At 71.9% G+C, this 21,914-nt stretch carries 22 protein-coding genes; 12 read left to right on the plus strand and 10 right to left on the minus strand.

Annotation, left to right across the window (positions count from 1 at the left end):
- Positions 1 to 37: 37 nt before the first annotated feature.
- Positions 38 to 427, plus strand: coding sequence for an Lsr2 dimerization domain-containing protein (locus ACWDN5_RS06400; protein ID WP_449674966.1), 390 nt, complete (start codon positions 38 to 40; stop codon positions 425 to 427).
- 16 nt (positions 428 to 443) lie between these two features.
- On the opposite strand, the gene ACWDN5_RS06405 is transcribed toward ACWDN5_RS06400, so the two are convergent.
- The 5 genes from ACWDN5_RS06405 to ACWDN5_RS06425 form a co-directional block, all read right to left on the minus strand.
- Positions 444 to 1,175 carry a lipoate--protein ligase family protein gene (locus ACWDN5_RS06405; protein WP_449674968.1) on the minus strand — a complete coding sequence of 244 codons (732 nt, stop codon included), beginning with the start codon at positions 1,173 to 1,175 and terminating at the stop codon, positions 444 to 446.
- Positions 1,172 to 2,560, minus strand: coding sequence for an NAD(P)(+) transhydrogenase (Re/Si-specific) subunit beta (locus ACWDN5_RS06410; RefSeq protein WP_449674970.1), 1,389 nt, complete (start codon positions 2,558 to 2,560; stop codon positions 1,172 to 1,174). The genes ACWDN5_RS06405 and ACWDN5_RS06410 overlap by 4 nt, the downstream gene beginning before the upstream one ends.
- Positions 2,557 to 2,859 (minus strand): NAD(P) transhydrogenase subunit alpha, encoded by a 303-nt coding sequence (locus tag ACWDN5_RS06415; RefSeq protein WP_091319377.1) that lies wholly within the window; start codon positions 2,857 to 2,859, stop codon positions 2,557 to 2,559. The genes ACWDN5_RS06410 and ACWDN5_RS06415 overlap by 4 nt, the downstream gene beginning before the upstream one ends.
- 5 nt (positions 2,860 to 2,864) lie before the next feature.
- The gene (locus ACWDN5_RS06420; protein ID WP_310974315.1) at positions 2,865 to 3,977 is read right to left on the minus strand and encodes a Re/Si-specific NAD(P)(+) transhydrogenase subunit alpha; all 1,113 of its coding nucleotides are present in this window, start codon (positions 3,975 to 3,977) and stop codon (positions 2,865 to 2,867) included.
- 123 nt (positions 3,978 to 4,100) lie between these two features.
- On the minus strand, positions 4,101 to 4,760 hold the full coding sequence (locus tag ACWDN5_RS06425) for a TetR family transcriptional regulator (protein WP_310974317.1): 660 nt from the start codon (positions 4,758 to 4,760) through the stop codon (positions 4,101 to 4,103).
- A gap of 94 nt (positions 4,761 to 4,854) precedes the next feature.
- Here ACWDN5_RS06425 and ACWDN5_RS06430 point away from each other — a divergent pair, with 94 nt between their 5' ends.
- From ACWDN5_RS06430 to ACWDN5_RS06450, 5 genes are all read left to right on the plus strand, one after another.
- Positions 4,855 to 5,913 (plus strand): ferredoxin reductase, encoded by a 1,059-nt coding sequence (locus ACWDN5_RS06430; protein ID WP_310974318.1) that lies wholly within the window; start codon positions 4,855 to 4,857, stop codon positions 5,911 to 5,913.
- Between the two features lie 11 nt (positions 5,914 to 5,924).
- A complete protein-coding gene (locus ACWDN5_RS06435; protein WP_310974320.1) occupies positions 5,925 to 7,031 on the plus strand; it encodes a fatty acid desaturase family protein in 1,107 nt (368 codons plus the stop codon).
- 7 nt (positions 7,032 to 7,038) lie between these two features.
- Complete coding sequence (locus tag ACWDN5_RS06440; RefSeq protein ID WP_310974321.1) at positions 7,039 to 7,239, plus strand: hypothetical protein; 201 nt, start codon at positions 7,039 to 7,041, stop codon at positions 7,237 to 7,239.
- 461 nt (positions 7,240 to 7,700) lie between these two features.
- Entirely contained in the window at positions 7,701 to 8,963 is a 1,263-nt protein-coding gene (locus ACWDN5_RS06445) for a sensor histidine kinase (RefSeq protein ID WP_449674972.1), read from the plus strand.
- Positions 8,964 to 8,972: 9 nt separating this feature from the next.
- Positions 8,973 to 9,617: a response regulator transcription factor gene (locus tag ACWDN5_RS06450; RefSeq protein ID WP_310974324.1), complete on the plus strand. Its 645-nt coding sequence runs from the start codon at positions 8,973 to 8,975 to the stop codon at positions 9,615 to 9,617.
- Here the strand turns inward: ACWDN5_RS06450 and ACWDN5_RS06455 are convergent.
- Positions 9,602 to 10,261, minus strand: coding sequence for a TetR/AcrR family transcriptional regulator (locus ACWDN5_RS06455; RefSeq protein ID WP_449674975.1), 660 nt, complete (start codon positions 10,259 to 10,261; stop codon positions 9,602 to 9,604). The genes ACWDN5_RS06450 and ACWDN5_RS06455 overlap by 16 nt on opposite strands.
- Positions 10,262 to 10,333: 72 nt before the next feature.
- On the opposite strand from ACWDN5_RS06455, the gene ACWDN5_RS06460 reads away from it, so the two are divergent.
- Both ACWDN5_RS06460 and ACWDN5_RS06465 read left to right on the plus strand, forming a co-directional pair.
- A complete protein-coding gene (locus ACWDN5_RS06460) occupies positions 10,334 to 11,545 on the plus strand; it encodes an MFS transporter (RefSeq protein ID WP_449674977.1) in 1,212 nt (403 codons plus the stop codon).
- A gap of 10 nt (positions 11,546 to 11,555) precedes the next feature.
- The gene (locus ACWDN5_RS06465) at positions 11,556 to 11,966 is read left to right on the plus strand and encodes a secondary thiamine-phosphate synthase enzyme YjbQ (protein WP_310974331.1); all 411 of its coding nucleotides are present in this window, start codon (positions 11,556 to 11,558) and stop codon (positions 11,964 to 11,966) included.
- Here ACWDN5_RS06465 and ACWDN5_RS06470 read toward each other — a convergent pair.
- Entirely contained in the window at positions 11,904 to 12,896 is a 993-nt protein-coding gene (locus ACWDN5_RS06470) for a YhgE/Pip domain-containing protein (RefSeq protein ID WP_310974333.1), read from the minus strand. The genes ACWDN5_RS06465 and ACWDN5_RS06470 overlap by 63 nt on opposite strands.
- Positions 12,897 to 13,000: 104 nt before the next feature.
- Here ACWDN5_RS06470 and ACWDN5_RS06475 point away from each other — a divergent pair, with 104 nt between their 5' ends.
- Together ACWDN5_RS06475 and ACWDN5_RS06480 are read left to right on the plus strand one after the other, a co-directional pair.
- Entirely contained in the window at positions 13,001 to 13,696 is a 696-nt protein-coding gene (locus ACWDN5_RS06475) for an HAD family hydrolase (protein WP_310974335.1), read from the plus strand.
- A gap of 174 nt (positions 13,697 to 13,870) precedes the next feature.
- Positions 13,871 to 15,934, plus strand: coding sequence for a bifunctional lysylphosphatidylglycerol flippase/synthetase MprF (locus tag ACWDN5_RS06480; RefSeq protein WP_310974337.1), 2,064 nt, complete (start codon positions 13,871 to 13,873; stop codon positions 15,932 to 15,934).
- On the opposite strand, the gene ACWDN5_RS06485 is transcribed toward ACWDN5_RS06480, so the two are convergent.
- The 3 genes from ACWDN5_RS06485 to ACWDN5_RS06495 form a co-directional block, all read right to left on the minus strand.
- Positions 15,912 to 16,586 (minus strand): hypothetical protein, encoded by a 675-nt coding sequence (locus ACWDN5_RS06485; protein ID WP_310974339.1) that lies wholly within the window; start codon positions 16,584 to 16,586, stop codon positions 15,912 to 15,914. The two genes, ACWDN5_RS06480 and ACWDN5_RS06485, sit on opposite strands and share 23 nt — an antisense overlap.
- Before the next feature lie 61 nt (positions 16,587 to 16,647).
- The gene (locus ACWDN5_RS06490) at positions 16,648 to 17,463 is read right to left on the minus strand and encodes a hypothetical protein (protein WP_310974340.1); all 816 of its coding nucleotides are present in this window, start codon (positions 17,461 to 17,463) and stop codon (positions 16,648 to 16,650) included.
- 1 nt (position 17,464) lies between these two features.
- Positions 17,465 to 19,213: a proline--tRNA ligase gene (locus tag ACWDN5_RS06495; RefSeq protein ID WP_310974341.1), complete on the minus strand. Its 1,749-nt coding sequence runs from the start codon at positions 19,211 to 19,213 to the stop codon at positions 17,465 to 17,467.
- A gap of 122 nt (positions 19,214 to 19,335) precedes the next feature.
- Between ACWDN5_RS06495 and ACWDN5_RS06500 the strand changes: the two genes are divergently transcribed.
- On the plus strand, positions 19,336 to 19,686 hold the full coding sequence (locus ACWDN5_RS06500; RefSeq protein ID WP_449674980.1) for a VOC family protein: 351 nt from the start codon (positions 19,336 to 19,338) through the stop codon (positions 19,684 to 19,686).
- 409 nt (positions 19,687 to 20,095) lie between these two features.
- Positions 20,096 to 21,898, plus strand: coding sequence for a S1 family peptidase (locus ACWDN5_RS06505; protein ID WP_449674982.1), 1,803 nt, complete (start codon positions 20,096 to 20,098; stop codon positions 21,896 to 21,898).
- Positions 21,899 to 21,914: the final 16 nt, after the last annotated feature.

Below are 21,914 nucleotides of genomic sequence, written 5' to 3' on the forward strand. Positions count from 1 at the left end.
CGCGCGAACACACGAGTTCGAGCACGGGAGGTTTGTCGTGGCCAGGAACACGGCTGTGCAGGTGCTGGATGATCTGACCGGCGAGCCCGCGGCGGAGACCGTCGGGTTCGGGCTGGACGGCATCGACTACGACATCGACCTCTCCTTCACCAACGCCGAAGCGCTGCGCGAACTCCTGCAGCGCTACGCCGACGCCGGACGCCGCACCGGCGGCCGCAAGAACCGCCCCCGGACCGTCCCCGGCGCGAAGAAGACCCAAGCGGAGAGAACCACCCCGAAAACGAAGGCCGTCAAGCCGAAGGCCGCCCCGGAGAAGAAGGCCGAACCCGCGAAGACCACCCGCACCAGGAAGGCCGCGGAGCCGAAGACCACCGCCCGCGCGGCCGCCCGCAAGGTGCCGACCGTCATGTTCTCGGCGGCCGAGTAAGTCCACAGTAGACGGCTCAGGCCGCGCGCTGGGCGCCGTCGGCGTGCCAGGACGGGTAGCGGTAGCGGGTGTGCAGCAACGCCCGCTGCCGCGCCAGCTCGGCCGCCGACGGCGGGCGGGGCACGAACGTCCCGAGCAGCTGCGACGCCGCCGCCCGCACCGCCGCCTCGACCGCCGGGAACCCGGGGCGCAGGCCGTGCTCGGCCAGCGACGCCACCGGGCTGCGGTGCGAGTCGAGCGGCCGCGGATCCGGCGGTGCGCTGGTCAGGTAGCGGCCGACGAGGCCGGCCGCCGTCTCGACCAGCAGCGTCGAGTGGGCCAGCAGGCCGGTCTTCGTGCGGAACACCGCGAACCCGCACAGCTTCGCGTCACCGATGAACAGCCCGCGGTCGCCGATCCGCGGCACCAGCCCGAGCTGGTCGACGGCGGCGCTCATCACCTGGCCGAGTGCCTCGAGGGGCCGGTCCGCCGGGCCGGGCAGGACCAACGTGACGTTCAGGTTGCCCGGGTCGTGGAACACGGTGCCGCCGCCGCTGGCCCGCCGCAGCACCGGGACGCCGTCGCGGACGCACTTGTCGACGCGCACTTCGCGGGCGATCCGCTGCCCGCGCCCCACCACGACGCAAACCGGGTTGCGCCAGAGCCACAGCACCGGTGACTCGGGCGCAACCCGGAGGAGCGCTTCGTCGAAAGCGAGATTCTCGGCCGGATCCGTGAACGCCGCACGAACATCCGACCCGGTCGTCATAGCGCCTTGAGTTCCTCCACGATCTCGCCCACCGACGACTTGGCGTCCCCGAAGAGCATGCTGGTCTTCGGATCGTAGAACAGGTCGTTGTCGATCCCGGCGAAGCCCGAGCTCATCCCGCGTTTCAAGACGATCACGGACCGGCTCTCGTTGACCTTGAGGATCGGCATCCCGTAGATCGGCGAGCTCGGGTCGGTCTGCGCGGCCGGGTTCGTGACGTCGTTCGCGCCGATCACCAGCGCGACGTCGGTCTGGGCGAACTCGGAGTTGATCTCGTCCATCTCCTTGAGCTGCTCGTAGGGCACGTCGGCCTCGGCGAGCAGCACGTTCATGTGCCCCGGCATCCGGCCGGCCACCGGGTGGATCGCGTAGGCGACCGTGATGCCCTTCTTCTCCAGCAGCTTCGCCATCTCGCGGACGGTGTGCTGCGCCTGCGCCACGGCCATGCCGTAGCCGGGCACCACGACGACCTTGCTGGCGTAGGCCATCTGGATCGCGGTGTCGGCCGCGCTGGTCGAACGCACCGGGCGGGCCTCCTTCGCCCCGCCGCCGGCCGCGACCGCGGGACCGCCGCCGAAGCCGCCCGCGACGATCGCCGGGATGGACCGGTTCATCGCCTTGGCCATCAGGTTCGTCAGGATCGAGCCGGACGCGCCGACGATCATGCCCGCCACGATCAGCGCCGTGTTGTCCAGCGCCAGGCCCATCGCCGCGGCCGAGAGGCCGGTGAAGGCGTTGAGCAGGGAGATCACCACCGGCATGTCCGCGCCGCCGATCGGCAGCACGACGGTGAGGCCGAGGATGCCCGCCGCCACCAGCAGCCCGATGATCAGCAGCTCGCTGTCGTTGCCGGTGATGATGAGCACCGCGCAGACGACCGCGATCGCCAGGAGCAGCAGGTTGATCGGCTGCTGGAGCTTGCCGAGGGTGATCGGGCGGCCGCTGATCAGCTCCTGGAGCTTGCCGAACGCGACGTTCGAGCCCCAGAAGGAGATCGAGCCGATGATGGCGGCGAACAGCGAGGCGATCGCGATGTACGCCGGTTCGCGGGCGTAGCCGTCGGTGGAGTTGAACTCGACCCACGCGATGAGCGCGACCGCGCCGCCGCCGACGCCGTTGAACAGCGCCACCATCTGCGGCATCGCGGTCATCTTGACCTTGCGCGCCGACGGCACGCCGACGACGACGCCGATCCCGACGCCGAGCGCGATGAGCACCCAGTTGCCCATCCCCGGGGTCAGCAGGGTGGCGACGACGGCGATGCCCATGCCGACCGCGGCGATCCAGTTGCCGCGGACGGCGGTGCGCGGGCCGGTCAGGCCCATCAGGCCGTAGATGAAGAGGGCGAACGCGATGATGTAGAGGATCGCGATGAAGTCCGTCACTTCTCGTCCTCCTCACCGGGCACCGGCTTCTTGGCCTTGAACATCGACAGCATCCGGTCGGTGACGAGGAACCCGCCGACGACGTTGATCGTGCCGAAGGCGATGGCGATCACCAGCAGGATCTTGTTGAACACGCCGTCGACGCCGAGGCCGAGCACGACCAGGCCGCCCAGCAGCACGATGCCGTGGATGGCGTTGGTGCCCGACATCAGCGGGGTGTGCAGGGTGTTGGGCACCTTCGAAATGACGGCGAAGCCGACGAACCCGGCGAGCACGAGCACCGCCAGGTTCTGCACCAGTGGGCTCACGACGCGCTCCCTTCGCGCCCGGCCACGCAGGCACCGGCGACGATCTCGTCTTCGAAGTTCAGCTCCAGCGCGCCTTCCTTCGTCACGAGCAGCTCCAGCAGCTCGACGACGTTGCGCGCGTACAGCTCGCTGGCGTGCGAAGGCATTTCGGCGGGCAGGTTCAGCGGGGAGGAGATGGTGACGTCGTGCTCCACGACGTCCTCGCCCGGCTTGGTCAGCTCGCAGTTGCCGCCGGTCTCGCCCGCGAGGTCGACCACGACGGACCCGGCGGGCATGCCCTTGACGGCGTCCGCGGTGACGAGGGTCGGCGCCTTGCGGCCCGGGACCAGCGCGGTGGTGATCACGACGTCGAACTTCGTGATGGCCTCGGTGAGCCGCCGCTGTTGCTCCTCGCGCTCTTCCGGCGTCAGCTCGCGGGCGTACCCGCCTTCGCCGACCGCCTCGATGCCGAGGTCGAGGAACTGCGCGCCGAGTGACTTGACCTGCTCGGCGACCTCGGGCCGCACGTCGTAGCCGGTGGTCTGGGCGCCGAGCCGTTTCGCCGTGGCGAGCGCCTGCAGGCCGGCGACGCCGGCGCCGAGGACGAGCACCTTGGCCGGGGGGACGGTGCCGGCCGCGGTGGTGAGCATCGGGAAGAACCGCGGGAGTTTCTGCGCGGCGAGCAGCACCGCGCGGTAGCCGCCGATGCTGGCCTGCGACGACAGCGCGTCCATCGCCTGCGCCCGGGAAATCCGCGGGATCGCCTCCATCGCGAAGGCGCGCAACCCCGCTTCTTCGAGCTTCGCGAGCCCTTCCGGGTTGCCGCGCGGATCGAGGAAACCGACGAGCACGGCGCCCCGGCTCAGTTTCGCGACTTCCCCCGGCGAAGGCGGGTTGACCTTCACGACGATCGGCGCACCCCAGGCGTCGCCGAGTTCGGCGCCCGCTCGGGTGTACGCGTCGTCACTCAGGTGCGCGCCGGATCCGGCGCCCGGCTCGACGACGACGCGCAGCCCGCGCTGCGCCAGCCGCCCGACGAGCTTGGGCACCATGGCCACCCGCCGCTCCCCGGGGCGTGATTCGGCCACCACACCCACGGTGAGCTGCTGACTCTGTTCGCTGTCCGTCACACGACCTCCTCATCGGCGAGGCACGATCCGAGGGTTGTACCACGCCGGACCGACAGTCCCCAGTGACCTGGGTCGCAAGTCTGCCGGTTGTGCCGGGAAATACGAGCGTCGTGCGGGAAACGTTCAGGTCGTTTTCCAGTGCGGGACGCCCAGCAGGACCAGGCGCAGCCGTTTTTCCGCCGTTCCGGTGATTTTCGCGTCTTCACCTGGGCGGGCTTCCAGCAGTTCGACAATGGTCGTCAGCATCACGGAAACGATCAAGTCGGCCAGCATGTGCAGGTCTTCGGTGCTCCACGACCGCAGCGGCGCGAACCGCGCGAGGTCGATGGCGAGGTCGCCGGAGAACATCCGCAGTTCGACGCCGATCGCCTGGGCGAGCGGGCCGCCGGCGTACCGCTCGCGGGTGAGGAACCGGAAATGGTCCTCGTTCGCCCGGACGAATTGGTGCACCGTGGCCACCGAGGCGCTGATCATCCCCTGGTAGGTGTCCGGATCGGTGCGGGCGGAACGCATCATGCCGCGCAGCGTGCGCGTCGCCTCTTCGACGAGCGCGACGCCGAGGTCCTCCATCGTGGCGAAGTGCCGGTAGAAGGCCGTCGGGACGATGCCGGCGCCCTTTGCGACCTCGCGCAGGGACAGCGTGGCGAACGGGCGGTCGGCCAGCAGCTCGAGGGCGGTGTCCAGCAACGCCTGGCGGGTGCGCAGTTTGCGCTCCTGGCGGCTCACCGGCGTCAGTGGTTCGGACACGGGTTCCAGCGTACGGGTGTCCACCGCGTTGCTCACGTCACATCCTTCGCGTCTCGCGTTGACAGGGCGTCCACTCCTGCAGTGCACTATTGAGTGCACAGTCGTTCACTGTAACCGAGGAGGTTCGGAGATGACGGCGCTCATCCCCCGGCGGGTGCGCGGCCTCGCCTCGCTGGCCGAGGCGCTGCTGACGCCGCACGGGATGGACCGGTACCTGGAGCTCGTCGACCCGATGCTGGTCCGCCGCGAGATCCGGGGGCTGGTCACGGCGGTGCGCAAGCAGACGCCGGACAGCGTCACCCTCACCGTCCGACCGAGCCGCGCGTGGCCCGGGTTCACCGCCGGCCAGTACGTCCGCGTGCAGGTGGAGATCGACGGCGTCCGGCGCACGCGCTGCTATTCGCCGTGCGGTTCGCAGTACGACGGCGAGCTGGAGTTCACGGTCAAGGAGCAGGGCCTGGTCTCCGGGCACCTGAACCGGGCGATCGGCGTCGGCTCGGTCGTCAATCTGTCCACTCCGGACGGCGGCTTCACGCTCCCGGCCACCCGGCCGGACCGCGTGCTGCTGATCGCCGGCGGCAGCGGCATCACGCCGGTGCTCGCCATGGCGCGCACCCTGGTCGACGAAGGTCACCCCGGCGAGATCGTGTTCGTGCAGTACTCGAACGGCCCGGCCGACGCGCTGTACCGCACCGAACTGGCCGAGCTCGCCGCCCGGCACCCGGGGCTGCGGGTCGTGCACGCCTACACCCATTCGAAGGGCGGCGACCTGACCGGCTTCTTCTCGGTCGAGCACATCGAGCCGGGGTTCCGCGACGCGGAGACGTTCGTCTGCGGCCCGAAGCCGCTGATGGACGCCGTGCGCGAGGAGCTCGGTGAACGCGTGCACACCGAAGAGTTCACGCCGCCGGCGCTGACCTTCGACACGGCGGACGCCGAGGGCCGGGTGCGGTTCCGCCGCAGCGGCCGCGAATGCGCGAACTCGGGGAAGCCGTTGCTGGAGCAGGCCGAGGAAGCCGGGCTGGCGCCGGAGCACGGCTGCCGGATGGGCATCTGCTTCTCCTGCACCCAGCTGAAGACGGCCGGACGCGTCCGCAACGCGCGCACCGGCGAGGTGTCCGGCGACGAAGACGAAGAAATCCAGCTCTGCATCTCCGTCCCGGTCGGGGACGTCGAGATCGACGCTTAGAGGAGATTGTCATGACCGGTCTGCAGGACCGCCTGACCCCGGAACAGGTCGAGGAGTTCGGCCGCGAGCTCGACGCGCTGCGGCAGCGGATCGTCGACGACCTCGGCCAGGAGGACGTCGACTACATCCACAACGTCATCAAGACCCAGCGCGGCCTGGAGGTCGCCGGGCGGGCGCTGCTGTTCGCCGGGTTCTTCCCGCCGGCGTGGCTGGCCGGCGTCGGCGCGCTGTCGCTGGCGAAGATCCTCGACAACATGGAGATCGGCCACAACGTCATGCACGGCCAGTACGACTGGACGCGCGACCCGGCGCTGAGCTCGCAGCGGTTCGAGTGGGACACGGTGGCGCCGGCGGAGAACTGGCGGCACTCGCACAACTACATCCACCACACGTACACGAACATCGTCGACAAGGACCGCGACGTCGGCTACGGCATCCTGCGGATGGACACCGCCCAGAAGTGGCACCCGTACTACCTGGGCAACCCGGTGTACGCGACGCTGCTGGCGATCTTCTTCCAGTGGGGCGTGATGCTGCACGACCTCGAGGTGGAGAACGTCGTCAAGGGCACGCGGACCTGGGCGGACAACGTGCCGGTGCTGCGGAAGATCGTGCGGAAGGCGTCGCGGCAGATCGGCAAGGACTACGTGCTGTTCCCGCTGCTGACCGGCCCGCTGGCGCCGCTGACGTTCCTCGGCAACGCGACGGCGAACCTGACCCGCAACCTGTGGGCGTTCGCGATCATCTTCTGCGGCCACTTCCCGGCGGACGTCGAAAGCTTCACCGAAGAGGAAACCGCTTCGGAATCGCGAGGCCAGTGGTACCTGCGCCAGATCCTGGGTTCGGCGAACATCACCGGCGGCCCGCTCTTCCACATCCTGAGCGGCAACCTGTCCCACCAGATCGAGCACCACCTGTTCCCGGACATCCCGGCGCGCCGCTACCCGCAGATCGCCGGCGAAGTGCGCGCGATCTGCGAGAAGTACGGGCTGCCGTACCACACCGGCCCGTTGCGCCGGCAGCTCTGGTCGGTGGCGAAGAAGATCGTGAAGCTGGCCCTGCCCGCCCCGCAGTCCCCGGCTACCGTGGAACCCGACCGGCAGCTCCGAGCAGCGTGAGGGTGACATGGTGGGCCAGTTCGAACGAGAGAAGGACACCCTGCAGGTGATCACCGAATCAGCGGCGACGCACGTCGGCAACATAGCGTCGATCATCACGGGAGCGATCCGCGACGTCGCCCGCGAAACGGGCGAGTGGCTCACGGACGTGATCGAGATGCGCGAGGCGGCCCAGCGAGCCCGGGAGGACGACCCGGACACGCCGTGACGCGGGTTTCGTGAACGGCCTCCTCGTGCTTCGGGGAGGCCGTTCGCGGTTTCCGGCGGACGGAATTGTCGGTGGTCACCGGTAGCGTGGAAAACGGGGGGCGCCCCGGCGGGCCGGCGCGAAAATGCCGCCGCCCACGACGGCGAACAGCGACGGACACGAGATCGGCGAACTCGAAGTACCCGTGGTGCCGCCGGCCCGCTTCGCCGAGCGCCGCCAAGGCCAGCGTCCAGGACCGGCACCGCCTTCACGTGCCGCACCGAACGGAATCCGCCGGTCGACCAGCAGCAAGTACGCCGGCCCGGCGAACAGGATCCAGCTCGAAGCCCGGACCCGCTTCGCCGCCTTCCGACAGCGCGGACGACCAGGTCCCCGTTCGCCGGCACCCTGCGGAGTTCCGTAACCGACTCGGGGGAAAACCCCATGGGCAACCCCGCCGCCCGCGGGCAACACTGAATCCCGTGACCACCCTCGACCCACCCCACCCGCTGCGCCGCGTCTTCGGCCCCCTGGCCACGCGGGACTTCCGGGCCGAGTACCTCTGGCTCTGGCTCGCCGCCCCGCTCACCGTCTTCGCCCTGCTCACCTTCCTGGTCGTGCTCGCGGCCGGCCTCTGGCTCACCCCCGTCCTGCTCGGGTTCCTCGTCCTCGCCGGCGCCGTCTTCTACGCCCGGGGCATCGGGGCCGCCCACCGGAGGCTCGCGAAAGCCCTGCTCGGCGTCAGCGTCCCCGCCCCACGGCGGCCCGAGCTCAAACCCGGGCTGTGGAGCTGGGTGAAGGCGCGCGTCGGCGATCCCGCGGGCTGGCGGGCCATCGGCTACCTGCTGCTGCGAATGCCGCTGACCCTCGTCGGGCTCGGCACCGTCCTCACCGCGACCCTCTACAGCTTCGCCGCCACCACCTACTGCTTCTTCTGGTTCCCGATGGGCGAACGGGAACTGCCCGTCTTCGACATCCGCGCCGAGCACTGGGCGGGTGCGCTGGCCTGGTCGGCGTCCGGGCTGCTCGTGCTGGTCGCGTTGCCGCGGGTGACGCACGCCTTCGCCGCGCTCGACAGGCTGCTGGTCGTCGGGCTGCTCGGCGAGCGCGACCTGTCCGCCCGCGTCCGCGACCTCGAAGCGAGCCGCGCGACCGCCGTCGAGGACGCCGCCCTGCGGCTGCGGCGCATCGAACGCGACCTGCACGACGGCGCGCAGGCCCAGCTCGTCGCGCTGGCCATGAAGCTCGGCCTGGCCAAGGACGAGCTGACCGACGTCGACCTCCCGCAGGTCAAGCAGCTGGTCACCGCCGCGCACGCCAACGCCAAGCAGGCCCTCACCGAACTGCGCGACCTCGCCCGCGGCATCCACCCGGCCGCCCTGGACGCGGGCCTCGACGTCGCCCTCGCCACGCTCGTCGCCACCTCCGGGATCGACGCGCAGGTCGCCGTCGACCTGCCGCGCCGCCCACCGCCGTCGCTGGAGACGATCGTCTACTTCAGCGCCGCCGAACTGCTCACCAACGCCGCGAAACACGGCGGGACGACGCTCGTCGAAGTCACCGAAACCCCGGACGTCCTGCTGCTGCGGGTGCGCGACACCGGTCCCGGCGGCGCCCGGATCGTGCCGGGCGGCGGGCTGGCCGGCGTCGCCGAGCGGCTGCGGACGGTCGACGGCGAGCTGACCGTCACCAGCCCGGCCGGCGGTCCGACCGAAGTGTCCGCGCGGGTGCCGCTGCCCCGCTAGGGTCGCGGCATGCGGATCGTCATCGCGGAGGACTCCACCATCCTGCGCCAGGGTCTCGTGGAGCTGCTGACCTTCCGCGGCCACGAGGTCGTCGCCGCGGTGAAGGACGCCGACGCCCTGCGCGAAGCGGTCAACGACCACGCTCCCGACGTGTCCATTGTGGACATCAGGATGCCGCCGGCGCACACCGACGAGGGCCTGCGCGCGGCGATCGCGCTGCGCCGCGAGCTCCCCGGCTGCGCGATCCTGCTGTTCTCCCAGTACGTCGAGACGAAGTACGCGGCCCAGCTGCTGGCCGACCGCGCGGGCGGCGTCGGCTACCTGCTCAAGGATCGCGTCGCCGAGGTGTCGGACTTCCTCGACGCGCTGCGCCGGGTCGCGGACGGCGAAACGGTCCTCGACCCCGAGGTCGTCAGCCAGCTGTTCTCGGCGACGCGCCAGACCGACGCGCTCGGCGGCCTCACCCCGCGGGAACGCGAGGTGCTGGGCCTGATGGCGGAGGGCCGGTCGAACTCCGCGATCGCGACGAAGCTGTTCCTCTCCCCCGGTTCGGTGGAGAAGTACGTGACGTCGATCTTCGGCAAGCTCGGCCTGCCACCGTCCGAAGGGGACAACCGCCGGGTGCTCGCGGTGTTGCGCTACTTGGATTCCTGAGCGAGCAGCCCGTCGACGAAGGCGCGCAGCCCGGCCCGGTAGGTGTCGCGCGCGGTCAGCTCCGGCCAGCGTTCCCCGATGCCGGCCAGCCCGGGGAACCGGGACTCGTCCAGGTTCGCGAACACCGAGTCGCGGTAACGGGGCCGGCCCTCGGCGGCCCGCCGCCCGGCGCGAGCGCGAACGAGGATCTCGCCCACCGTGTAGTACCAGATGTTCCGGTACAGCTCGACGGCCCGCTCCGGCGCACTGCCGCAATCGAGTGCCCCGCCGACGATGCCCTCGACCATCCACAGCGCCGGCTCGCCCAGCAGGTCGTCGGCCGTCAGCACCTCCACGACCTGCGGCCAGGCGGCCAGCGCGTCGTGCATCACGGTCGCCGCGGCGACGATGCGGTCGCGCGGGTCGTCCGGCAGGGCCGGCCGCGGCAGCCGGCCGGCGTAGTGCTCGAGCAGCTGGATCAGCAGGTCGTCCTTGTCGCGCACGTGGTGGTACAGCGTCGTCGCGCCGACGCCGAGCTCCGCGGCGAGCCGGCGGATCGTCAGCTTCTCCCAGCCGTCCCGGTCGAGGATCACCCGTGCCGCTTCGAGGATCTGCTCGCGGGACGTCGTCGGCGGCCGTCCCATGCGGCCGGCGGGTCGAGGCATGCCCCCATCATGCCCGCCGTGCTACTTTCGGAACGTGTTCGAAAAGTCGTCGGACAGAACTGGGGAACGATCATGACCACGGAAAGACGACCCGTCCTGGTGGTGTGCCTGGCGGTCTTCGGCCTGATGGCCGGCCAGCAGATGCTCAACCCGCTCCTGCCGCCGCTGGCCCGCGAATTCGGCTTCAGCGAGTTCGCGCTCGGCTCGGTGTGGGCGATCGGCGGGGCCGGTGTCGTGCTGGCCAGCCCGTTCTGGGGCCGCCGGACCGCGCGCTGGGGACACCGGCCGGTCCTGCTGCTCTCCCTGCTGGGCGCCATGGCGAGCCTGCTCGGCTTCGCCCTCGTCGCCCAGCTCGGCCTGGCGAAGGCGCTCGCCGTGCCGGTGCTGTTCACGGCCGTCCTGCTCACCCGCGGTGTCGCGTTCGGGCTGGCCTGGGCCGCGACGCCGGTGACCGCGCAGTCCTACATCGCCGACGTCACCAACGGCCCCGCCGCGCGCGTGCGGGGCATGGCGGTCTTCGGCGCGGCCCAGGGCCTCGCGCTCGCCGTCGGGCCCGCGCTGGGCGGCCTGCTGAGCCTCACCGGCAATCTGCTCGTCCCGGTCTACGCCGCGCCGGTCGTCTTGGCCGCGATCGCCGTCGTGATCACCTTCGCGCTGCCGAAGCCCCCGAAACGCGTCACGCGGCCGGAGACGGTGAAGGTCAGCCCGTTCGACAAGCGCCTGTGGCCGTTCCTGACCCTGGGCTTCGGCCTCTACCTCGCGCTGGCGATCGTCCTGATGACCATCGGGTTCCTCGTGCAGGACCGCCTGCACCTGGCCGCGCAGGACACCGGGCGGGTGACGAGCCTGGTCATGCTGGCCGGAGCGGGGATGATCATCCTGGTCCAGGTGCTCGCCGTCCCGCGCCTGGACTGGACGCCGCTGCGGCTGGTCCGCGTGGGGGCGGTCGTCATGACCGCCGGGATGCTCGTGGTGGCCACCGGCTCGGACGGGTTCCTGCTCGGCGCCGGCGTGGGCGTGCTCGGCGCGGGGATGGGGTTCGCGACGCCGGGGTTCATGTCGGCGCCGACGCTGCTGGCCACCCGGGAGGAGCAGGGCGCGGTCGCCGGGCTCATGGGGTCGAGCAGCGCGCTGGCGTTCATGGGCGGGCCGTTGCTGGGCACCGGCCTGTACGAGATCGACCCGGTCGTCCCCTACCTCGCCGGCGCGGTGCTCCTGGCGGCCTTGACGGCGTTCGCGTTCACCCGCACCGGTCACCCCGCGAAGGAGCCCATCGCTCCCTAGGCTGGGCCGCATGTATTCCACCGAGATCGAGGTCCGCACCGGCTCGGAAGCCGTCGTCCACGACCTCACCCACGAAGCCGAGGCGTTCCTGCGCGACGCCGACGCCACCGACGGGCTGCTGCACGTCTGGGTCCCGCACGCCACCGCCGGGCTGGCCGTCCTGGAAACCGGCGCCGGCAGCGACGAGGACCTGCTGACCGCACTCGACGAGCTGCTCCCCCGCGACGGCCGCTGGCGGCACCGGCACGGGAGCCCGGGTCACGGCCGTGACCACGTGCTCCCGGCGCTGGTGCCGCCGTACGCGACGATCCCGGTGCTCGGCGGCGTCCTCGCGCTGGGCACCTGGCAGTCGATCTGCCTAGTGGACACCAACCTCGACAACCCCGTCCGCAAGGTGCGGTTCAGCCTCCTCGCGGGCTGAGCGGACCGGCCACAGCGCCACCAGCAGGCCCGCGGCCAGCAGCGCACCGAGCACCCACAAGGCGGTCGTCACGTCGGGCGCGCCCGGGACGCCCTGCAGCAGGCTGCGCAGGCCTTCGGTGGAGAACCGGAACGGCGTCCACGACCACAGCAGCGCGCGGTAGGCCGGGTTCAGCAGCTCCGGCACCTGCCCGGCCACCGCGGGCGCGACCAGGTACAGCGGCGCGAGGACGGCCATCGCGCGCAGGCCCAGCAGGCGCAGCAACCCGGCCTGCAGCGCCGCGAACGCCGTCGCGGCCAGGAAGACGAAGCCGAGGACGTCCGCGGTCAGCGGCAACGTCGCGTCCCACAGCGCGAAGAACCCGGCCACCACCGCCGTGATCAGCACACCCGCGCCGACGACCTGCAGGAACCGGGCGCCGGCCCCGACGCTCCGGCCGGTCCGCTTCGCGAGCTGCGTCAGCGCGAGACCCGCGACGAGCGCCCCGATCCACGCCAGCGCGCTCGCGGCCAGCGGCGCGGTCCGGCCCGCGAGCCCGACCGGGTGCAGGACCTCCTGCTTCGGCGGGCCGGCCAGCGCGGTCGCGGCGCCGGTCAGCGCCTGCTGGGCGACCTGGGTGCCCGCCGGGTTGACCGCGCCCGACGTCACGACGGTCGCGGACGGTCCCGGCCCGAGTTCGAGCACGCCGTAGACCTTCTTGTCTTCCAGGAGCTGTCGCGCTTCGGCCGGGGTCGCGACGGTCCAGGCGAGCTGGCCACCGCCATGGGCGGCGATGCGCTGCGCGATCTCCGGCGGTGCGGCGACGGCGACCGGGACGCCGTCGGGCGCGACGGTGGCCTGCGCGCCGAAGGTGAGGAATCCGAGCACCACCGCCACCAGCGCGCCGGCCAGGGCGGCGACCAGGGCGAGCGCCCCTGCGGGACGGGTCATCACTGCCTCCACTTATTCTTCGCGTGTTGAATTACGCCCAAGGTACGACCCGGCCGCCCGGAAGTCAACACGCGTTGAATACCGTGCCCGGTAGCCTCGGATCCGTGACGAAGAAGCGGCTGGTGCTCTGGGACATCGACCACACGCTCGTGGACTTCTCCGAACTGGGCGCGGCCTGGTACGGGACCGCGTTCACCGCGGCGACCGGCGCGACCCTGCGCGTGCACCCGGTGTTCGGCGGCCGCACGGAACGGGCGACGACGACCGACCTGCTCACCGCGAACGGCTTCGAGGCCGCCGAGGAGACGATCCAGGCGCTGTTCAAGGCCTTGGTGGCGGAGTCCGAACGCCACCGGCACACCTTCGCGGAGACGGCCCGCGCGCTGCCGGGCGCGGCCGAGGCGCTGACCGCGTTCGCCGCCGGCGGCGACGTCGTCCAGACGCTCGTCACCGGCAACCTGCCGGAGATCTCCCGGCACAAGCTCGCCCCGTTCGGCCTGGACGAGCACCTCGACCTCGAGATCGGCGGCTACGGCACGCTCTCGGTGCACCGCCCGGACCTGGTCCCGCACGCGATGGCGCTGGCGGCGGCCAAGCACGGCACGGAATTCGACGCCGACGCGGTGGTCGTCATCGGCGACACGCCGAACGACGTCCGGGCCGCGGTGGCCAACGGCGCGGTCTCCGTCGCGGTGGCCACCGGGCACTACTCCGCCGAGGAACTGCAGGCCGAGGGCGCCCACACGGTGCTGCCCGACCTGACCGACACCGACGCGGTCCGGCGCGCCGTCCTCGGCTGACGTCGTCCTGCAGAGGGGGACATCCCTCAGCCGAAAGGACGACACCCCTAGGGGAAATCTCGTTCCCTTGCCCGATGTCCGCGGTGGCGGGAACTCGACAGACTTCTCCCCATGACTGACGCAGGGGCGGCGGCCGGAACCGCCGGAGGGGGCCGCATCCGGAGCACGGTTGCGGTGTTGAGACAGCGACTGCCGTTCACCAGCGGTGTCACGCTCGCGATGCTGGTGCTGGCCGTCGCGACCGGGGCGTTGTGGAACGCCGCCGAAGACCGCGCGGTCTACCCGTTCGTCGCCTACGGACTGCCGTCACTGGAGGCGGGCCGGTGGTGGACCATGCTCACCGGGCCGTTCTTCGCCGTCATCCCTTGGTATTACCTCCCGATGGTCGGCAGCTTCGCGCTCTTCGCCGGCTTCGCCGAGTGGAAGCTGGGGACGCGGCGCGCGATGGCGGTGACCATCGGCGGCCAGCTCGTCGCGGTGCTCGCCGCGACCCAGTTCCTCGCGCTGTCCCGCAATTCCGGCTGGCTGTGGGCCGAGCGGGTCGCGGGCAGCCTCGACGTCGGGTTCTCCGGCGGCGCGCTCGCCGCGGTGGCCATCGCCAGCGCGACGCTGCGGCCGCCGTGGGCGCTGCGGTTGCGGGCCGGGCTGTGCGTGTACGCCGGGGTCGCGATCGTCTACGTCGGCACGCTGGCCGACCTCGTGCACTTCTTCGCGCTGCTGCTGGCCCTTCCGCTCGGCAAGCGCCTGGTCGGCACCCGGCGGATCGGCGCCCAGGCGGCCCCGAACCTGCGGGAGTGGCGGGTGCTGGCCGTGGCCGGCCTGCTGCTGCTCACCATCGCCGAGATCGTGATGTTCCTGGTGCCCGGCGACGGCCCCTTCGGGTCCGACGACGGCGTTTCGCTGTCGGCGCCGGAGCTCGGCATCCTGGTGCTCCTGGTGGTGCCGATGCTCAACGGGCTGCGCAAGGGCAGCCGCGTCGCGTGGCGCTGGGCCGTCGGGCTTTCGGCGTTCGTGACGGTGCAGGGGCTCGCCGTCGCGACCCTGCTCGGGGTGGCCGACATCTTCGGCGGCGACTACGACGTCACGGGTCTGCCACTGTTCTTCGTGGACAATCTCTTGTGGACGGTCGAGCTGGCCGTCCTGATCGCCGCCCGCCACGCCTTCCGGGTGCCTTCGCGGCGCCGGCTGCGGCGGCACGCGCAGGGCCCGGGGCCGGCGCTGGCCCGCACTCTGCTGGGGCGCCACGGCGGCAGCACGCTGTCGTGGATGACGACCTGGCCGCGCAACACCTACTTCGTCCGAGAGGACGGCCTGTCCTACCTCGCGTACCGCCGTCACGCGGGGGTCGCGGTGGCGCTGGGCGACCCGATCGCGCCGGACGGCACGGCGGCCGCCACGGTCACCGAATTCGCCGCGATGTGCGAGAACTCCGGGCTGGTGCCGTGCGTGTTCTCGGCGACGGAAGCCACCGTCGCGGCGACGCGCGAGCTGGGCTGGCAGCACGTCCAGGTGGCCGAGGACAACGTGCTCGACCTCGATGGCCTCGAGTTCCGCGGCAAGGCGTGGCAGGACGTCCGCTCGGCGCTGAACAAGGCGGCCAAGCAGGACATCGAGTTCCGGCTGGTCCGCCTGGCCGACCAGCCCGAGCCGATCCTGGCCCAGGTCCGGGCGCTGTCGGAGGAGTGGATGTCCGGCAAGGCCATGCCGGAGATGGGCTTCACCCTCGGCGGCCTCGACGAGGCGATGGACCCGGCGACCCGGGTCGGCCTGGCGGTCGACGCGGAGGGCACGGTCCACGGCGTGACGTCGTGGCTGCCGGTCCACACCGGCGCGGGCAAGATCGGCGGCTGGACGCTGGACGTCATGCGCCGCAGCGCCCACGGCTTCCGCCCGGTGATGGAGTTCCTCATCGCCTCGGCGTGCCTGGCCTTCCGCGAGGAAGGCGCGCGGTTCGTCTCGCTGTCGGGTGCGCCGCTGGCCCGCAGCGGCGACGGGTTCGCGGCGCGGCCGGTGGACCGGGTCCTGGAGTCACTGGGCCGCGTGATGGAGCCGTACTACGGATTCCGTTCCCTGCACGCGTTCAAGGCGAAGTTCCAGCCGCGGCACGTCCCGCTGTACCTGGCTTTCCGCGATGAGGCCGACCTTCCGCGCATCGGGCTGGCGCTGAGCCGGGCCTACCTGCCGGACGTCCGGCTGCGGCAGCTGGCGAAGCTGGTCAGTAGCTCTCGGGCACGCTGATCCGCTGCGGGAAGCGGATCTTCCGCCGGGTGACGACGTTGTGCTCCTTCGGGATCAGCCGTCCGTCGGTCAGGCGGAGCCAGTGGCCGTTCCGCGAGTCGGTGAAGGCGAGCATCACCCCGGGCGTCATGTCCGGGCGCTGCCACTCCTCGCGGATCGGCATCCGCCACTTCCCGGGCGGCAGGATGGCGTAGAGGTATTCGTCGTCCTCGATGTCCGGCCCGCGGTGCAGGGTCGACCCGGTCATCGGCAGGTTGTGCACGAGGTCGAACGAGACGACGACGTGGTTGACCGCTTCGGCGTTCGCGTTGGAGACGACCATGAAGCCCTGGCCGCCGGCGTACTCGATCCACGCGGTGACCTTCGCGGCCTGCTCCTGCCGTTCGCGCAGGTCCCGCTCCCGGCGGTCGGCCTGCGCGAGCCGGCCGTCGCGGATGGCGATCCACAGCGCGACCACGACGGCCGCGATCGTGCCGATGCCGCCGACCCACTGGCCGGAGGCACCCCACCAGTCCGGATCCCGCGGCTCGACGAGCCAGATCCAGGCTTTGGCCAGCAGCGGTCCGAAAAGGAGCAGCACCCCTGAGACGGCCAGCACCCCGAACGCGACGGCCCGGATCCGGCCCAGCCGTCTGCCCGCATCCCCACTCATGCCCCGCAGCCTGCCGAATTCCCGCGCTCAACGGAAGCGGCGCTGCCGGTCCGCGGCCGCTCTAGCGGACGGTCGTCGGCGGCGGGGTCGTCGTCCCCCGGTCCGCCGCCGGGACGAACCGGTAGCTCCGCACGATCCGCACCAGGTCCTCCCGCGCCGATTCCCCGTACGCCACCAGCACGCCGGACGTCCCCGAATCCCCACCGAACGCCAGCACCGCCAGCTGCGCGTGCGGGACGGCGCACTCCCCCGTCTGCGCCGGAGTCACCGAAGCGACCACCACCCGGGCGGGAACCGCCGTGCCGTCGGCCCGGGGAACCTGCGCGTCCGTCCCAGGCCCGATCTCCGGCACCGCACCATACGCGCCCTTCGCCAGGTCCGTCGCCGCCTTGCGGGCTGCCGCCTCGAGGTCGGCCAGTGGCTCCGTGGTGAGGCCGGCGCCACCACCGCACTTGCCGAGGAACGCGCTGGTGATCAGCCTGATCCCGGCCCAGCCGTGCTGGGTGTCGGGCGTCGGTTGCCAATTCGGCGGGACGTCGTAGGCGTACGCGCCGTCGCGACCGGCCACGGGCTGCCAGCCCTCGACCGCCGCCGGCACCACCGCACGCGGCGAGGGCGTTACCACCAGCGGCGCGGGTGACGGCGAGGACGAGGCCGGGTGCGGCTTGCCGACGCCCAGCGCGTTCAGCACGCCGGCGACCAGGGCGATGAACACCAGGCCGAACCACGGCGCCCGCCGCCACTTTAGCGGTTTCAGCTTCGGCCGGATCCGCTTCGGCTGCGCGCGCGGGGCGTCCGCGGGTTCGTAACCGCCGAACCCGCGGAGCGCCGCGTTGTCCTCGTACCCCGGCGTCTCATCGTCGGAGCGCCGGTTCATCTCAGCTCCGGACGAGCTTGACCAGGTGCTCGACGACGGCGTCGACCGCGATCTCCTCGCGCTCGCCGGAACGCCGGTCCTTGACCTCGACGACGCCGTTGGCCAGGCCGCGCCCGACGACCAGGATGGTCGGGACGCCGACCAGCTCGGCGTCGGCGAACTTGACGCCCGGGGTCGCCTTCCGGTCGTCGAGGATGACCTCGACGCCGGCCGCGTCCAGCTCGGCGGCGATCTTCTCGGCACCGGCCGCGACCGCCTCGTCCTTGCCCGCGATGACGATGTGCACGTCGAACGGCGAGACCACGCGCGGCCAGATCAGGCCGAGGTCGTCGTGGTTCTGCTCGGCGAGCACGCCGACCAGCCGCGAGACGCCGACGCCGTAGGACCCCATGGTGATCCGGATCGGCTTCGAGTCGGGGCCGAGCGCGTCGACCTCGAAGGCGTCGGTGTACTTGCGGCCCAGCTGGAAGATGTGCCCGATCTCGATGCCGCGCGCGGCGACCAGGGTGCCGTGCCCGTCCGGCGACGCGTCGCCCTCGCGGACCTCGGCGGCCTCGATGGTGCCGTCCGGCGTGAAGTCGCGGCCGGCGAGCAGATCGACGACGTGGTGGTCGACCTTGTCGGCCCCGGTGACCCAGGCGGTGCCGGGGACGATCCGCGGGTCGGCGAGGTAGCGCACGCCGTTGTCCTGCAGCGCCTTCGGGCCGATGTAGCCCTTGACGAGGAACGGGTTCTTCGCGAAGTCGGCCTCGTCGAGCAGCGCGACCTCGGCCGGCTCCAGCGACGCTTCGAGGCGCTTCATGTCCACTTCGCGGTCGCCCGGGACGGCGACGCAGACGAGCTGCCACTCGGCCGAGCCCGGCTGACGCGTCTTGAGCATGACGTTCTTCAGCGTGTCCGCGGCGGTGAACGTGCGGCCCAGGCCCGCGTTGTTGAGGAAGTCGACGAGCGTCTCGATGGTCGGCGTGTTCGGCGTGTGGTGCACCTGCGCCTCGGGACGGCCCTCGATCGGCTGCGCGGGGGGCGCGGGCGTGACGACGGCTTCGACGTTCGCCGCGTAGCCGGACTCGGTGCTGCGGACGTAGGTGTCCTCGCCCGTCTCGGCGACCGCGAGGAACTCCTCGGACGCCGAGCCGCCCATGGCGCCCGACGTCGCCTTGACGACGACGTATTCGAGGCCGAGCCGGTCGAACAGCTTCGTGTAGGCGTCCCGGTGGGCCTGGTAGGAGCGCGCGAGACCGTCGTCGTCGAGGTCGAAGGAGTAGGAGTCCTTCATGACGAACTCGCGGCCGCGCAGGATGCCGGCCCGGGGGCGCGCTTCGTCGCGGTACTTGGTCTGGATCTGGTAGAGCGTGACCGGGTAATCGCGGTACGAGCTGTACTCGCCCTTGACGGTGAGGGCGAAGAGCTCCTCGTGCGTCGGGCCGAGGAGGTAGTCGGCGCCCTTGCGGTCCTTGAGGCGGAAGAGGCCGTCGCCGTACTCGGTCCAGCGGCCCGTGGCCTCGTAGGGCTCCTTCGGCAGCAGCGCGGGGAACTGGATCTCCTGCGCGCCGATGGCGTTCATCTCTTCGCGCACGACGGCCTCGATGCGGCGCAGCACCCGCAGGCCGAGCGGCAGCCAGGAGTACCCGCCCGGAGCGACCCGGCGGACATAGCCGGCACGTACCAGGAGCCGGTGGCTCGGTACCTCGGCGTCCGCCGGATCCTCGCGCAACGTGCGAAGGAACAACGACGAAGTCCTGGTGATCACTGCGGGGCTCCCTGCGCCGGGCGGGTGTGAAAGTCCCGCTCAGGGTAGTCAATCCCCCCACCGTGACTCCAACGGGTTACTCGGCGGCCGGTTTTGTCGGTGGTGGCCGCTAGCTTCGGGACATGGCGATGCAAATGGGCATGATCACGATCGACTGCGCCGACCCGAAGAGGCTGGCGGAGTTCTGGACGGCGGCGCTGGGCACGAAGGTGGCCCAGGACCACGGCGACTTCCTGATGCTGGCCCCGCCGGAGGGCGGCCTGACGGTGGGGCTGCAGCGGGTGCCGGAGCCGAGAGCGGGCAAGAACCGCGTCCACGTGGACTTCGGCTGCGAGGATCGCCGGGCCGAGGTGGCACGGCTGGTGGGGCTGGGCGCGAAGGAGGTGGCGGAGCACGAGGTCCCGGGCCTGGCGTGGACGGTGCTGGTGGATCCGGAGGGCAACGAGTTCTGCGTATCGGCCGGCGCGCACTGAGCTCGACCGGGGAGGGCGGGCTGCGTCGAAGCGACCGGCCCGCTCGCCGGGCCGGCGTTTCCCGGCCCATCCCGCGACGGCGCGGCCGGCGGCTGCCGCACCCAGCCGGCCCGGCCCGCTCGCCGAGCCCACCGCACCTCCGCCGGCCGATGCTGCCCCGGCTCAGCCGTCAACAGATCCCCTGTCCCACAACGATTCCCGCCCCGACCGGCCCCATGATCGTCCGTTCGGCCCACCCCCTTCCACACCCGCCTTTCGGCTACTGGCCCCCCGCCAACACAACCGGCTAGCATCGGCGCGACCAGGAACGGGGGGGTCCTTGGTGCGGGGTGCCCGCGACAGTTCCCGTTCGCGACGAAGTTTCCGAATCACAGGGGGATCCATGCCGCCCGTCAAGGGTGCCTTCGCCATGCCCGGAAGAGCCGGGGCCACGCTCGCCGCCGTCGCGGTGGCCGGCCTCCTCGCCGCCGTTCCCGCGTCCGCCGTCACCGGGGGCAGCCCGGCCGCCGCAGGCGCCTACACCTTCGCCACCAAGATCGACGTCGGCGGGCTGCACGGGTGCAGCGGTGCCCTGGTCGCGCCGCAGTGGGTCGTCACCGCCGCCGGCTGCTTCCCCGAAAACGGCGGCCAAGCCGGTGCGCCGAAGCTCGCCACGAAGGCGATCGTCGGGCAGCGGGGCGCCGCCGGCACCGAACGCGCCGTCGTCGACCTCCTCTTCCGGGCCGACCGCAACCTCGCCCTCGCCAAGCTGGCCGCGCCGGTCACCGGCGTCACGCCCGTCGCCATCGGCACCGCCGCTCCCGCGCCGGACGAGGTCCTGCGCATCGCCGGCTACGGCCGGACCGCCACCGAATGGGTCCCCGACCAGCTCCACACCGTCCCCGCCTCCGTGCAGAGCGTCACCGCCACCACCCTCGCCGTCCTCGGCGACCCGGCGGCCGCCACCACCTGCCAGGGCGACGCCGGCGGTCCCCTCCTCCGCGAGCGCAACGGCGTCGTCGAGCTCGCCGGGATCCACCACGCGTCCTGGCAGGCCGGCTGCCTCGGCTCGACCGAGACCCGGCAGGGCACCGTCGAGACCCGCGTCGACGACATCGCCGGCTGGATCGGCCTCCGCCTCCGCGGCGACGCGTACACCGCCCTGCCCACCGCCCAGCGCGTGCTCGACACCCGCACCGACACCGGCGGCCACCAGAAGCCCGTCGCGGCCGGCGAATCCGTGTCCGTCGCCATCCCCGGCCTGCCCGCCGCCGCGAGCGCGGTCGCGGTCAGCCTGGTCGGCACCGGTGGCACCGCGAGCACCTTCCTGACCGCCTACGGCGACGCCCTGCCCACGACGTCCAACGTCAACATCACCGGCGGTCGCACCGCCGCCGGCATGGCGATCGTCCCGGTCGGCGCGGACGGCCGGATCAAGGTCCGCAACAACGCCGGGAACATCGACGTCATCGTCGACTACCTCGGCTACTACAGCGCCTCCGGCGAGTCGACCTACCAGCCGAAGGACAAGCCCGGCCTGGTGCTCGACACCCGCACCTCGCTCGGCGGGCACCCGGGCCGGCTGACCCCGGGCGAGGTGGTGACCGTGCCGGTCCGCGGCGTCGCGGGCGTCCCCGCCGACGCCGTCGCGGTGGCCGTCAACCTCACCGGGACCGAAAGCGACTCCGACACCTTCTTCAGCGTCTTCGCCCAGGGCACGCCCGGCCCGTCGACGCTGAACATCGTGCCGAACGAGCACCGCGCGACCCAGTCGCTGGTGCGGATCGGCGACGACGGCGCCATCCGCATCTTCCTGCACCACGGCCAGAGCCACGTCCTGCTGTCCCTGGTCGGCTCGTTCGTCCCCGGCGACACGGGCAGCCGGTACGCGGCGCTGGGCACGCCCACCCGCCTGGTCGACACCCGCACCGGCCCGGCGGCGCCGCTGGGCCCGGGCGGGATCGTCACGGTGCCGGCCGCCGGCCTGCCGTCCGGCGCGACCGCCGCGGCGGTCAACGTCACCGGCGTCCAGCCGAGCGCCATGACGTTCCTGGCCGCCTGGTCGCACGACCTGCCCTACAGCGGCGTGCCCTCGACGGTGAACGTCATGGCGGGCGAGAACACGTCCAACGCCGCGACGGTCCGGCTCGGCTCGGGAGCGCGCTTCGACGTGCTCAACTCCGCCGGCTCGACGCACCTGGTCGTCGACCTGCAGGGCTACTACACGCGGTAGCGGGTAGAAAGGCGGC

It is taken from the genome of Amycolatopsis sp. NPDC003731, from assembly GCF_053586895.1.

Bases quoted from the DNA above. Each gene is read 5' to 3' on its own strand.
- ACWDN5_RS06470 (WP_310974333.1), bottom strand. From the start codon at position 12,896: ATGACCCGTCCCGCAGGGGCGCTCGCCCTGGTCGCCGCCCTGGCCGGC.
- ACWDN5_RS06505 (WP_449674982.1), top strand. From the start codon at position 20,096: ATGCCCGGAAGAGCCGGGGCCACGCTCGCCGCCGTCGCGGTGGCCGGC.
- ACWDN5_RS06460 (WP_449674977.1), top strand. From the start codon at position 10,334: ATGACCACGGAAAGACGACCCGTCCTGGTGGTGTGCCTGGCGGTCTTC.
- ACWDN5_RS06435 (WP_310974320.1), top strand. From the start codon at position 5,925: ATGACCGGTCTGCAGGACCGCCTGACCCCGGAACAGGTCGAGGAGTTC.
- ACWDN5_RS06440 (WP_310974321.1), top strand. From the start codon at position 7,039: ATGGTGGGCCAGTTCGAACGAGAGAAGGACACCCTGCAGGTGATCACC.
- ACWDN5_RS06485 (WP_310974339.1), bottom strand. From the start codon at position 16,586: ATGAGTGGGGATGCGGGCAGACGGCTGGGCCGGATCCGGGCCGTCGCG.
- ACWDN5_RS06450 (WP_310974324.1), top strand. From the start codon at position 8,973: ATGCGGATCGTCATCGCGGAGGACTCCACCATCCTGCGCCAGGGTCTC.
- ACWDN5_RS06405 (WP_449674968.1), bottom strand. From the start codon at position 1,175: ATGACGACCGGGTCGGATGTTCGTGCGGCGTTCACGGATCCGGCCGAG.
- ACWDN5_RS06430 (WP_310974318.1), top strand. From the start codon at position 4,855: ATGACGGCGCTCATCCCCCGGCGGGTGCGCGGCCTCGCCTCGCTGGCC.
- ACWDN5_RS06500 (WP_449674980.1), top strand. From the start codon at position 19,336: ATGGCGATGCAAATGGGCATGATCACGATCGACTGCGCCGACCCGAAG.
- ACWDN5_RS06455 (WP_449674975.1), bottom strand. From the start codon at position 10,261: ATGCCTCGACCCGCCGGCCGCATGGGACGGCCGCCGACGACGTCCCGC.
- ACWDN5_RS06490 (WP_310974340.1), bottom strand. From the start codon at position 17,463: ATGAACCGGCGCTCCGACGATGAGACGCCGGGGTACGAGGACAACGCG.
- ACWDN5_RS06465 (WP_310974331.1), top strand. From the start codon at position 11,556: ATGTATTCCACCGAGATCGAGGTCCGCACCGGCTCGGAAGCCGTCGTC.